Below are 11,992 nucleotides of genomic sequence, written 5' to 3'. Positions count from 1 at the left end.
TTTTTGATATCATATTATTAATTTTTTGAAAAATAATATTGAAGTAGGGTAGTTTTCCACAGAATTGGCAAAGAAATTGTGTAGTCCATTATGTACTTAATAACTAACAATTTAAAACTGACCACTATGAATATTTCTTACTACGATTTCAAAAATTTGCCGAATGAATCTCAGTGTGACATCGTTTTGAACCAAGGTCATCTGATGAACGAAACCATCAAAGATGAACTCAAGTTTGTTCTGTACGAGATTTCGTCTTTCACCGTCGAGATTGTTTATAATAAAAATAACAGGATTGCGTCTATGAACGTCTTCCAAAACAAATCAGCCTACGCTAACTAAATATAGAAAACACTATCAGATTTTGATAGTGTTTTTGCTTTCATAGAGATTCCGATTCCTAAAGTCGCTTCTGCTCTTCCGTCTTGTTTCCAGCCTTCGCCTCTTTCACTTTTTGATTTCCAAAATTATATTTCAGATTGATGATGAAATACCGCGTGTCCCGATAATCCTTGAAATATTGATTCTGATTCGCATAATTTGTCGAAATGGTATTTCTGTCCGTTTTGAAAATATCATTGAAAACCAATCCCGCTTCCAACTTCTTATCAAACATTTTTTTATTGATGATAACGTAAGTATTTTGCGAAGAACTGATGTCAAAAGAACCTTGAATCGTCTTTGAATTGTAGACATAACCCACATTCAAATCCCAAGTTTTTGCTTTGTCCAAAGTGATTTGCGTTGATAGATTCGTATTGTAGAAGAACACATCATTTTTGTAAAGGATTTGGTCCACGCCCATAAAATAATTTTCCTGATATTCTCCCATCGCAAAAACATTCAGCTTCCAATATGACTTTATCGAGAAGCTTTTAGAAACATTCGCGCCCATATTTTTTCCGTGGTCGATGTTCGTAAAATTGTAGACCGTTTCAAAAGTCTCAGGATTTTGGATTGAAATTTCCATCGACGGGTCTTTGATGTAAGAAAAGTACGTTTCGAAGTTCCAGTTTTTCACCGTGTAAGTCAAACTCAAGTTGTCAATAATCGTCGATTTCAAATTCGCATCACCTTGAAAATAAGAATACAAATTATAATAAGACCGCGATGGATTCAGGAAATCATAATTCGGTCGGTCGATTCTTTTGCCGTAAGAAAATCCCAATTGCTGGTCATCGTTCAAAGTGTACATCGCATAAAATGTGGGGAAAAGTCCAGTTCGCGTTCTGTTGTTTTCAACGGTTGGATTGTCAGATTTTGTTTTGATAGCGGTTGTTTCCGACCTTAATCCAGCTTTCAGTTCCCATTTTTTCAATTTATATTCTGAGGAAATGTAAAAGGCAAAAATATTTTCCTTGTAATCAAACAAATTGCTTTTCGACGGATTATAGATGATAGATTCCCGAGTTCCATCAAAAAAATCAAGGTCATTTTCATTGTGTACAAAACTATATTTAATTCCACCTTCCAATGTGAATTTTTCCTTTGTCAATCGATAATCCAACTGCGAAGAGTACAGCGAAATATTCTGCATATTCTTACTTCCAAATCGGTTGTAATCTTCAGGCTGGTCCACAAAATTGAGTTGTGTCTCGATATCCTGATTTTCCTTATATTTTTTCGTGCTGAAATTATTGGTCCAGGTTAAATTCTGGTCACCAAATTTCTTATCAAAAACCAAATAAGAATTAAAACTATTATTAAACTGATTTTTCTGATTCGACGTCAAATAATTGGACTGCAATTGACCGTTTTCCGTACTATAAATATTCGTTGGAACCTTGTAATGACCATTGTTATTCGGCGCATTATAACCATCAAAACCAAACTGAACGGATGACAAACTATCCAAACTGTATTGTCCAGCGAAATTGTAAATATGTTGCTCGTGTGCGTGCGTTTTCCGCGTCATATCGCTTTCCCAGCGGGTTTTGTCATTGTTGAAAGTCACAACATCGAAATTTTTCCGAACATAATCGCCGGTCACAAAGTCATAGTTTCCACTTAATTGCCATTTTCCAGTGTTATAAGATTGTGAAGTTCCAATCTTTCCTTTCGCATAAATCGATTGATGGTAACGCGTCGAAATCCGTCCTTTGTAACCAGAAAGCACATTTTTTTTCATCTTGATATTAATAATCGCACTTCCCTGAGCTTCATATTTCGCAGGCGGATTGGTGATGACTTCCACGGACGAAACGTTGCTTCCATCGGTGTTTTCAAGAAGTTGTTTCAATTGTTCCTGCGTCATCAGAGTTTTTTTATCATTAATGGTCACGATGATTTGCGAATTCCCACGAACACTCAATTCTTCATTTTTCACCAAGACATTCGGCGTGCTTTTCAAAATGTCCCAAGCATTCAGATTTTGAAGTGGCGTATTATCGATATTGAATTCCAGTCGGTCGATTTTCCTTTTCAGCAAAGGTTTATTTGCTTTGATGGTCACAGCTTCGATGTTGTTCAAAGTATCTTTTTTAAGGATAATATTCAAAGCCAAATCGCTTTCCTCGAGCGTCAATTCATAATCCCGAAAACCAGATTTTTTGATGATTAATGAAATTGGAAACGACGAAATTCCATCAATCATAAAATTTCCTTGCTCATCAGAATTGTAAATTTTATTTTCATTAATTTGAATAATGCCGTCCGAAATCGGCTCCTGATTTTCATTTTCAAGATGTCCTTTGATGCTTTGACTCCAAACCAAAATTGGGAATATCAGTAAAATTGTGATGTAATATTTCATTTCATTAATTTTCTCCAAAATTGAGACAGTTTGCATCAAAGTTTTGTTAATGAAGGGTTAACGGACGGTTAATGCTATTTTTGAAAGAAATTTGATTGTATTTTTGAACTTGGAAATTTTAACCAACCAAAGTCCCATCGGGACGACCATATCCCAACATAGGAATTCATTCCTAGGATAAACTATGAATCGCAAGAGAAACATCACCATCATTTTGTTCACATTCAGCCTGATTATTTTGGTTGCGCTTCAGGCGTATTACATCCAAAACTCGTACAGACTGGAAGAGAAGGACTATAATAGGCAAGCGAAAGAAATCGCTGGTAAGGTAATGGACGAAATGGACAAATTCGACACCAATGCCAATGACAATCGACTTGTGGGTGATTTTGAACGGTTAAAATTGGGAGTTACTTTTCAGGATGAGCAAATAAAATTTCCCGATAAGATTTACTCATCAGAAATCCAATACAGTCAAAAAATGGAATCTCTACTAAAGAAAAATGTTGGAAATTCCGGATTTGAAATGGCGATGAAGAATGAGATTTATTCTGTTTTGGACGAATTGAAGAATGAAGAACTTCTTCCAAAAGGTAAATCGATTACGCTCTTCCAAACGATTAACAAGGTTGAAAAACCGATGTCGCTGACGGAAAGTATTTGGTCAAGCCACCAATCAAAAACCAATACTGATTTGAATGTTGATGAACGTTATAATTATTTGGTGAAGTCAAAAGCGACGTATCAATTGTTGAATATTCAGTATTTGGTTTTGAGGAAAATTATTCCTTTAATTATCATTAGTTTGTTGATTATAATTCTGATTATTTATTTGTTCAGAAACAGTATTAAAAACTTAAATCGACAAGAGAAGAAAATCTCGCAACTTCACACCACTATCGATTCCATCGCACACGAACTGAACACACCAATCACAACGTTGAAATTTTCCATCGTCCAAACCTCAGATTCTGAAACCAAAGCTTTGCTGGAACGTCAAATCAAACGTCTGGAAAATATTGTAAAATCCATTCACCATTCGGATTCAGAAGATATTTTGATGGATAAGATGGAAATGGAAAATTACTTTACGAATATCAAAAAAACTTATAAAGACATTAACTTTAATATTAATGTAGATTTAATTAAGAATAAAGTTTTTCGTCAAAATGATTTCGTTCAAATGATGGATAATCTTATCGATAATTCTGTAAAATACGGCGCAAAAAATCTTGATATTATCATTAATGACAATCTTGAAATCGAAATCTCCGACGACGGAATCGGAATTCCAAAGGACGATTTGAAATTTATTTTTGATAAATATTACCGCGTTTCCCGAACCGAAAATCTGAACATCAATGGTTTGGGCGTTGGATTATTCTTAGTGAAATCCATCCTTGATAAATACAAAGGGAAAATCTCTGTAAAATCCAATCTTGGCAAAGGTGTAACTTTCAAAATCCAGATTCCAAATGAAAACTAAAATCCTTTTGGTAGAAGACGATGCAGACTTGGGAATGGTTTTGAAACAATATCTGGAATTCTCAGATTTCGAGGTCAATTGGATTCCGAATCCTGAAATTATCATTGATAATAAAGAAATCATCCAAGATTATCAGTTGGCGATTTTGGACGTGATGCTTCCTTTTATGGACGGTTTCGAACTCTCAAAAGAAATCAGAAAAACCTCTGATATTCCTTTCTTATTTCTAACCGCAAAAGGTCAAAGTATTGATAAAATCTTAGGTTTAAAACTCGGTGCCGACGATTACATCACAAAACCCTGCGAACCGGAAGAACTGATTCTGCGCATCAAAAATATTCTGAAAAGACAAACGGAGCCAGTTAATGATATTGTAAAGATTGGAAAATACATCTTTATGCCTTCGCAATTCCAGTTGGTTATTGGAGAAGAAACAATTCAGCTCACCGAGAAAGAATCAGAACTTCTGCTCCTGCTTTCGAAGAACAACCATAAAATCATCAATAGAAAAGAGATCCTGGAAAATATCTGGGGCGAAAACGATTATTTCCTCGGCAGAAGTCTGGATGTCTTCATGACAAGGCTCCGAAAGTACCTTCAAAGAGATGAAAGAATTAGATTTGAATCCGTGCGTGGCGTTGGTTTCAAAATCGAGTTTCCGAATTAGTATTGTTTTTAATAGCTACTTTGGTGCCGGCACAGGTTCTAATGTTCGCATTGGTTGACGGTCATCATTTTTGTCTTCATATTCGATGATTCCATCGTACTTGTAAGATTTTTCCGAACCTTCATCACAGGTTGTAAAGAATAGACTCTTGGTCGAAATATTGTTTTTGTTGAAAGTTTGATCAGCAATGATCTGTCCTTCCACTTTCAGATATTTCCTCAAATAGCGGTTGTCATTGTATTGATCGTTTCGGAAATATGCTTCGTTGTCTTCGGCATTTTTGCTTATGAACTGATTGGTTTTTTGATCCAATGTGTAAGTCGAACTCGCAGGTGTTGGGAAATTTTGGTAATGTTTGTTGAAGAAAACGCCGTTTTTTTGACTGTCTTTCGCTAAATAGTATTCTGATTTCATTTGCAAGATCTCTCTCCAGTTGTTGTCATTTTTGTCCTCATTGCTCTTCTTAAAACCTCTGTCGGACATAGAGATGGTGAGCACTTTTTTTTCCCCTTCAGATTTTAAAATTCCAGTGAAGTTTTCCTCATATCTGCTTGCTTCGTTGTGAACGATTGCCAGGTCATTGTATTCTTTTGGGATCGTGAATTTGCTTTGCTGCCAAGTCCCATCTACAAAATCGGATAGAATGATCTGCGTAGGTTTGGTCTTTGTTTCATAGACATACGGCGAAGCAAAACAGTTAGCGTCATCATTGAAGACCGCTCGTGGTTTTTCCTGGTCAAACTGAACGGCCGCTCCGCCTCTTTCAAATCCGGAAAAGTAGAGTCTTGCCGCGTTTCCAAGCGTAGGATTTTGACTTCCGAAAATCATGAATAATTCCTGTTTGTCGGGATTAAAATTGAGTTGGTCCTTCTCAAAAGTGTATGTTCCAAAGATTGCTGTGGCGTAGCCATAAAGCATATATTTGCCATCTTCGAAGAGACAGATGCCATCGTTTCCGCCATATCTTCCGGCCAGTTCTTTGTATCGTTTATCTGAGTTTTGTTGACCAAACAGAAAGCTGCTGGCGAATATCATTAGCATCAAATAATTTTTCATAGTTATTGTTTTTTTTTATTAATCTGGGGAATTGTTTGTAGTGATGATCACGTCATTTTCTTCTGTTTTGAAGATCATAGTCGTGACGCCACCGGGAAACAAGATCTCAACTTTCAAAGTATTTTGTTGGGGATAAGTGTAAGTGGCGGAAATCGGATAATCTTTGAAGCGCGCAATGTGCTTCGATCCAGGCATTTTCTTTTCCAGATATTTGCCTTCGTCACCGGCTTTATGTCGTTCCCTGAAAGCGTTGTAAGCTTCTTCAAGGTAATAATTTTTGTAAAGACATTCTGTGATGAAACCATTTTCCATATCGCCGCCTTTGTCTTTGCACTCGATACTTTTGGGCGGAAAACAGTCGATAGGCTTTCGAGGTGGAATCTCTGGTACTTTCACAGGAATTGCGTTGGGTGGCGCGATGGTCTTTGTGGAATCCTCATTGGCTACTTTCCCTTTTGGAGTTTCCGTTTTTTGGCTTTGAGCGATTTGTTCTTCTTCCTTTACTTCAATGGAAACATCTTTCTTTTCCTGACAGCAGATCATCAAAGTCATCAAGACGATATTGATTATTTTTTTCATGTTTTTTTTATTGTTTAATGAAATCTAGATTCAATGCGCCGCTCGACTGATAGCGTTTGTCATCCGCAGATTGGATACGTTTCAAAGTCTTGTCGTTTTTTTGAAATTTAATTCCAGTGAGATCCATAAAACCCCAGTAGACTCTCGTGTAAAAATGGAAAGATCGGTAAGGGATCTTATTAAAATCAAAAAGAAAACTTTCGTCTCTGGAGCCTATGATGAGCAACTGATTGTTCTTTGGCATTTCGATAATTAGATAATGAAAAAGAAAGAAATTGCTTGTTTTTGTCTTTATTAATTTGGACTCGTCTAGCTCTTTTCGTTCTATGATATTTATTGGTTTTAATTGATGGTCAATGATGGTGAATGCTTTGTATTCTTGGATCTCGGCAATGTTGTCAAAGTAAATTTTCACTTGATTATCATCCACTTTTTCATCAATCGGGTAGATGTAGGAGAATTTGTTTTTCGCGATCTCCTCATCCGTGAGCTCATGGGTCCCGAAATCCAATTGAGCATTTTCCGGCATCTCAGAATAGAAGATGAGCGTGTCATGATTCATTTTGAATTTGCCTTTGGATTCCGTTTCGTAGCCAACATCATCGCCAGGTTTCAAGATGTACTTTTCCTGATAGCTAAAAGTGGAATCTTTGTAATCCAGCTTCATGATGGTGTTTGTGAGTTTATCATTACTCTTGTAGATTTCTGTTTTTAAAAAGAAATTTGATATTTTCTGCTTTTTGCCTTTTGCTGATGACGACTTGAGTGCCGACAAAGACACTACGCCAATGGCCAAGATCACCAAGGTCATCATTATGATCATTATTGCTTTCATTTTCATCACGCTTAGATTAGCATTATAGGTATTCCTTTCCGTTGTATTTCAGATATTTTGTAGCTTTTTTGGTGGTAACTTTCTCGTCGCAGCCATCATTGGTATTAAAGGTTTTGGTCTGTGTGATCTCGTTTTTGATCATAAGGTCCTTAAAACCGTTGGTCTTGTTTTTATCCATATCGATAGTGCCAAAGATATCTTCAGATTCTCCCGCACATCGCGTGTCCCATTCTCCACTAGATCTGGTGATCTGATAATTGGTGAGAATTCTCTTCATCACATTGTTTTGAATGATGAACAATGACAAGTCGGTGTAAGAATAAGGATTTGGATTGCTGCTTCCTCTATAACTCACCCGGATCCCGAAGGCACGGTCTTTTTCATTAAGCTGATAAAGACCCGTATCAATACTGATTTCCGTTAACACCATTGCGTCTGATGACCATGCGTTCTCCTCAACGAATTTGTAAAGGATTTTTCCGGTTGAGCTGTCTGCGATGACGATATACGCATCCAATTCCAGGAAGAAGTGACCTTCGTTATCTGTTTCATTTGTTCTGTATTTGGGAATCACGACCAATGTTTGAGAAGGTTTGTTGGGTAATTTTTTCTCTCTGTAAAATTCCTCATGGATATTGCTCAATTTCAGGTTGAGCTGTTTCAAAACCTGATTTCGGAGAAAGTTGCTCTGACTGGTCTGGGAATGAACATTTACAAAGAGGAACATTAATAAAATAAGAACAAATGATCTTTTCATAATTAAGGTTTTTAATGATCTTAAAGACTGAAGCCTTCTACATCTACGGTATTCAACTCGTAAGTTTCAATGTTTGGTAAGCGTGATGGTTTTTTGACGCCTTCTTTTTTGGAAGACTTGGGCTGCTGCTTGTCGTCATCCGTGTTTTCGTAGATGTAAATGTATTTTCCTGTACTCAGGTTGTAATCGATGGTGGAAAAGTAGGAGCTGTCACCTATGGTGCTTTCTGCACCGATCAGGTAGAAACCACCATTCTGATAGCGGTATTTGTGGACGGATCCGCCACGGATATAATCGTGATTGATGATGAGAAGTCCTTTCTTGATCTCGGTGTCTCTGAAAAAGGTATTGTTTATATTTTCTCCTGCAATGGCGCCATTACTCTCTGCCGCGAGTGCATATTTGCCATCATTTTGCATGAGCAGGATTCGCAAGGTCCGGATAGCATTGTTTTCTTTCTTTAGTAATTTTTCAGGTTGATAGACCATTACTAGATCATCTATTCCATCTTTGTTCAAATCGCCTTTTGTGATACTATCCGCAACTTGTCCTTTCGGTAAGAAATCTTTCCAATTAGCTGAGCGCAAAGTTTTATAATTGGTCTTGTCGTCAGGGGTGTTTTCCTTTTTTGTTTTGGCAATCTTGTAATTTTTCAATTGATTCTCTGCAACCGGTCTGTAGGCTTGTAACTCCTTTAGATATTGATTATAACTGGTCTCAGAAAGCGAGTTTTTGAGTTCAGATTCTCCAGGTTTGTAATAGGTGAAATTCCGTTTGATAGTACTTCCCGAACCATCCTCATAGACCGAGGTTCTGCTGGTCCAGTTTTTATGGTCGTCATAAGTATATTTATAAAGTGTGATGCTCGTTTTTTCACCTTCAGCATCCACGGTTTCTTTGGTGCAGTCGCCATTTTCATTGTAGGTGTACAGATGTCTTTGAATATATTGGTCAGGCATCTTGCTGAAGTAACCATAATGGTCGCTTTTCAGTTTGCCAAAACTCGTGTAAATGTAGCGATGACCGAAGTCCGAGATTTCGGAAGCATTGTAAATGTAGCGTTCTTCTATTTTTTTGTCATCCTCGTAGCGGTGCCAATACCCTTTGCCCGCATCATAGACATCGGATCCGTTGTAATGGAATGTGATCTTGTTTTTGGGATGACCTTTTTCAACAAATTCAAACATGACAGCGTGATCGTATCTGTCAGCGGTGTATTCCTGACTTTTAATGATCTTTCCGGTGGAGAGTTTTCTGTCCCATTCAAAGGGTACAAATCCCGCTGGGATACGGAAATTGCTTAGGTCGATGGTTTCTTCCGTTTTCTGCAGGTAGATCTCGCCATCGGTGAACCATTTTATGGTGTGCAGGGTAGGTTTGTAGTCGTGTATGTAGTAGTAATTCCAGTTACCGCCTTTCAGGTCGCCACTCAGAAGTGTTTGTCCAGTCGCATCCTGCTGTTCTACTTCAAAGCTTTCTTCCTTGGCACCTTCCGTCCTGTACCATTTTTTGAACAGATGTTTTTTATCCTTTTTGCTGGGATAATAGTATTCTGTATTGGAATTGTAAGCAGAGATCTCTTTTATTTTCCTCTGCCCTTGGTCATATTCCCAGACTGTTTTTAGTTTTTTGGCTTCATCGCTGTAGTCGGGGGTTTCCATCGTCATGGTTTTAACAGGGCCATGAAATATCAGCTCTTGTTCAAAGGCTTGAGCTTTTAGAACACTTGGGATCATCATCAAGGTTAATGATCCTAAAAATAAAAATGCTTGCTGTCTTTTCATAGTTTTAGTTTTTATGGTGCCTCCTTATCTTTGAAATAATCCTCAGTGAAGACATTGTCCTGAACTTTTTCCGTATAGCGCTTCACCCATTCAGGATAGTAGTAGTCAGCTTTCAGGACATTTTTGGTCAAAGTGAATTTTGCAAAAGCTTTGCCGATCACAGGCACCTTTTTCAGTCCAAAGGTTTTCGCTGTACCATTGTCAAACTTGCAATCCATATCCCGTGACCAGATCATCTCAAATTCCGTGGCACTGATCTTTTTGATAGGATAGAAGTACATGCATTGGCCGTGATACTCGAAGGCGAGACCGTCGTCTCCAATATGGAGTGTGACCATGGCATTGCGCCAATTCCCAGGAAGTGTTTTTTCTAATATTTTCGCTTCTTCTCGGTTGATGAATTGGATATCGGTGATCTTCCAAATGTTATGCTCTTTCTCCAGGATGATTTTGGAAAGTGGCTCGTCCTGTCCGCCATAATTAGTGTAAATATCTACCGTTGCATTTTTGCCGTCGATTTGTTTCACATTCTTTGCCATGTATTTATCTGGAACTTCCTGACTTTTGATCCAATACATATAGTACATGTCCGGGCAGTAATCATCAAACGTGTAGGCATCTGCTGCTTCGTAGTCATCGTAATATTTGGTAGCAAGATACTTCCCGCAGGTCGATGTTCTTTCTTTTTCTTTGTTAATGAATTTCTCGGAGATTGTTCCCAAAGCTCTTAATTTCTTGAAATAAGTGGCCGTGTCGAGAAGGGCTTTGTAGTTTTTATTCTTAATGATGTTATAATCAGTAAGACCATTGCTAAAGTACCAATCATAAAACGAGATGCCGCTTTTCTGGATGATTGCAGGGTCATCTTTAACTTCTGTTTTGACGGTGTCCTTTATTTCAGTTTTTGCAGGCGAAACTGTTTCCGTTTTGTCTTTGCAACCGAAAATGACGGTCAGAATGATCATTAATAAAATCAAGATTCTCATAGTAGTTTTATTTAAAGTTTTAACCTGCAATGGCCAATCGGATAAATTCTAATTGGTTACCTTTCAGTTCAAACTGCCAGTTGTACATGAACTCGTTCTCAGAATGGTAATCCGTAAATTCATCAAAGTCTTCGATGATGTTGGAATGAGCCATACGGTTGTAAAACAGATTGATATTTTTACCATCCAAAGAAACTTCGTAGAGAATCTTCATGAAACCATTATCCACCGTGACGGAATATAAACCTTGCTTTTTATAATTATTGATGTCATCCAAATCGATTTTACTCAAAACTTCCTTTAGCAACTTCTGGTTTTCTTCTCCATATTGCGCATCATAGGTAAAGCTGAATTTGGATCTCAATTCATTGATCTTATTTTCAAGCACCAGATTTTTTAAAGACTTCAGTTGACTGATGATGAGTTCTCGTTCCGCTTTTAACTGTTTACTCTGATTCTGGAAAAGGGTGGTGTTTTTCTTCTCAACATCATTGAGGTTTACTTTTTTATTGTCTTTTTTGGAGCTGTACCAAGGTTTGGATTCGAAGTGTTGCTGGAATCTCGGGTTATCAAATTCATAGCCGTTTCTGGCATATATCTCATTGGTAAGTGATCTTATTTCATCGAGACTTAGATCTTTAATTTGTTCTTGCTTAATGATTTTTGTCGCGCAATTAGAACAGTCCTTCAAGGCTTGAGCACTGAAAAATTGAACGAATAAAATGAATATCAAGAAAGCCAATATTTTATGTTTCATCATTGGTTTATTTTGGTTAAAGTTGTCTTTTCAAGCGGTAGTAGAAGATATTAGTTATAATGATAACTAACGAGATCCCGCCAGTGATCATGGAGAACATCTGGAAAAAAGCTTCTGAAAAAGCCTGGTTTTCACCGCCACAGTCGATTTCGCTGCCATAGATGTCAATGCCTTTTTCACCTTCGTACTGCACTTGACTGCAAGCGCAATATTCTGGAATGATCAGGAAAATATAGAACAGCGCTATCGGTACCAGGATCACGATCAACAGGGTACTGAAAAATTTGAGCAAATTGAGCTTATCTTTTATGGTCATCTTCTAATACATTTGGT

At 37.4% G+C, this 11,992-nt stretch carries 12 protein-coding genes; 3 read left to right on the top strand and 9 right to left on the bottom strand.

What is annotated here, in order from left to right:
• The first annotated feature begins 126 nt into the window (after window positions 1-126).
• A complete protein-coding gene (locus BMW39_RS16485; protein ID WP_034978389.1) occupies window positions 127-342 on the top strand; it encodes a hypothetical protein in 216 nt (71 codons plus the stop codon).
• 58 nt (window positions 343-400) lie between these two features.
• Here the strand turns inward: BMW39_RS16485 and BMW39_RS16480 are convergent, their stop codons facing one another.
• A complete protein-coding gene (locus BMW39_RS16480; protein ID WP_034978393.1) occupies window positions 401-2,752 on the bottom strand; it encodes an outer membrane beta-barrel family protein in 2,352 nt (783 codons plus the stop codon).
• A gap of 184 nt (window positions 2,753-2,936) precedes the next feature.
• Between BMW39_RS16480 and BMW39_RS16475 the strand changes: the two genes are divergently transcribed.
• Together BMW39_RS16475 and BMW39_RS16470 are read left to right on the top strand one after the other, a co-directional pair.
• Complete coding sequence (locus BMW39_RS16475) at window positions 2,937-4,238, top strand: sensor histidine kinase (RefSeq protein WP_034978397.1); 1,302 nt, start codon at window positions 2,937-2,939, stop codon at window positions 4,236-4,238.
• Window positions 4,228-4,905 (top strand): response regulator transcription factor, encoded by a 678-nt coding sequence (locus BMW39_RS16470; protein ID WP_034978400.1) that lies wholly within the window; start codon window positions 4,228-4,230, stop codon window positions 4,903-4,905. Before BMW39_RS16475 ends, BMW39_RS16470 begins: the two co-directional genes overlap by 11 nt.
• Window positions 4,906-4,920: 15 nt before the next feature.
• Here the strand turns inward: BMW39_RS16470 and BMW39_RS16465 are convergent, their stop codons facing one another.
• From BMW39_RS16465 to BMW39_RS16430, 8 genes are read right to left on the bottom strand one after another with little or no spacing between them, the layout of a single operon-like run.
• Window positions 4,921-5,961, bottom strand: coding sequence for a hypothetical protein (locus BMW39_RS16465; RefSeq protein ID WP_034978403.1), 1,041 nt, complete (start codon window positions 5,959-5,961; stop codon window positions 4,921-4,923).
• 18 nt (window positions 5,962-5,979) lie between these two features.
• The gene (locus BMW39_RS16460) at window positions 5,980-6,540 is read right to left on the bottom strand and encodes a hypothetical protein (RefSeq protein ID WP_034978405.1); all 561 of its coding nucleotides are present in this window, start codon (window positions 6,538-6,540) and stop codon (window positions 5,980-5,982) included.
• A gap of 7 nt (window positions 6,541-6,547) precedes the next feature.
• A complete protein-coding gene (locus tag BMW39_RS16455; RefSeq protein WP_165569363.1) occupies window positions 6,548-7,375 on the bottom strand; it encodes a hypothetical protein in 828 nt (275 codons plus the stop codon).
• Window positions 7,376-7,397: 22 nt separating this feature from the next.
• Window positions 7,398-8,132 (bottom strand): PA3715 family protein, encoded by a 735-nt coding sequence (locus BMW39_RS16450; protein ID WP_034978411.1) that lies wholly within the window; start codon window positions 8,130-8,132, stop codon window positions 7,398-7,400.
• 20 nt (window positions 8,133-8,152) lie between these two features.
• Window positions 8,153-9,916, bottom strand: a complete 1,764-nt coding sequence (locus BMW39_RS16445; RefSeq protein WP_034978414.1) for a hypothetical protein — start codon at window positions 9,914-9,916, stop codon at window positions 8,153-8,155.
• Between the two features lie 11 nt (window positions 9,917-9,927).
• Entirely contained in the window at window positions 9,928-10,902 is a 975-nt protein-coding gene (locus tag BMW39_RS16440) for a hypothetical protein (RefSeq protein WP_034978417.1), read from the bottom strand.
• A 19-nt stretch (window positions 10,903-10,921) separates the two neighbouring features.
• On the bottom strand, window positions 10,922-11,662 hold the full coding sequence (locus BMW39_RS16435; protein ID WP_083391950.1) for a YARHG domain-containing protein: 741 nt from the start codon (window positions 11,660-11,662) through the stop codon (window positions 10,922-10,924).
• Window positions 11,663-11,675: 13 nt separating this feature from the next.
• A complete protein-coding gene (locus BMW39_RS16430) occupies window positions 11,676-11,975 on the bottom strand; it encodes a hypothetical protein (protein WP_051880039.1) in 300 nt (99 codons plus the stop codon).
• Window positions 11,976-11,992 lie beyond the last annotated feature (17 nt).

Origin of the sequence: Epilithonimonas lactis (assembly GCF_900110605.1) — a bacterium.
GTDB classification, from domain to species: Bacteria; Bacteroidota; Bacteroidia; order Flavobacteriales; family Weeksellaceae; genus Epilithonimonas; species Epilithonimonas lactis.
This window is presented reverse-complemented; position numbering and strand designations above follow the sequence as displayed.

Bases quoted from the DNA above. Each gene is read 5' to 3' on its own strand.
- BMW39_RS16485 (WP_034978389.1), top strand. From the start codon at position 127: ATGAATATTTCTTACTACGATTTCAAAAATTTGCCGAATGAATCTCAG.
- BMW39_RS16480 (WP_034978393.1), bottom strand. From the start codon at position 2,752: ATGAAATATTACATCACAATTTTACTGATATTCCCAATTTTGGTTTGG.
- BMW39_RS16475 (WP_034978397.1), top strand. From the start codon at position 2,937: ATGAATCGCAAGAGAAACATCACCATCATTTTGTTCACATTCAGCCTG.
- BMW39_RS16470 (WP_034978400.1), top strand. From the start codon at position 4,228: ATGAAAACTAAAATCCTTTTGGTAGAAGACGATGCAGACTTGGGAATG.
- BMW39_RS16465 (WP_034978403.1), bottom strand. From the start codon at position 5,961: ATGAAAAATTATTTGATGCTAATGATATTCGCCAGCAGCTTTCTGTTT.
- BMW39_RS16460 (WP_034978405.1), bottom strand. From the start codon at position 6,540: ATGAAAAAAATAATCAATATCGTCTTGATGACTTTGATGATCTGCTGT.
- BMW39_RS16455 (WP_165569363.1), bottom strand. From the start codon at position 7,375: ATGAAAGCAATAATGATCATAATGATGACCTTGGTGATCTTGGCCATT.
- BMW39_RS16450 (WP_034978411.1), bottom strand. From the start codon at position 8,132: ATGAAAAGATCATTTGTTCTTATTTTATTAATGTTCCTCTTTGTAAAT.
- BMW39_RS16445 (WP_034978414.1), bottom strand. From the start codon at position 9,916: ATGAAAAGACAGCAAGCATTTTTATTTTTAGGATCATTAACCTTGATG.
- BMW39_RS16440 (WP_034978417.1), bottom strand. From the start codon at position 10,902: ATGAGAATCTTGATTTTATTAATGATCATTCTGACCGTCATTTTCGGT.
- BMW39_RS16435 (WP_083391950.1), bottom strand. From the start codon at position 11,662: ATGATGAAACATAAAATATTGGCTTTCTTGATATTCATTTTATTCGTT.
- BMW39_RS16430 (WP_051880039.1), bottom strand. From the start codon at position 11,975: ATGACCATAAAAGATAAGCTCAATTTGCTCAAATTTTTCAGTACCCTG.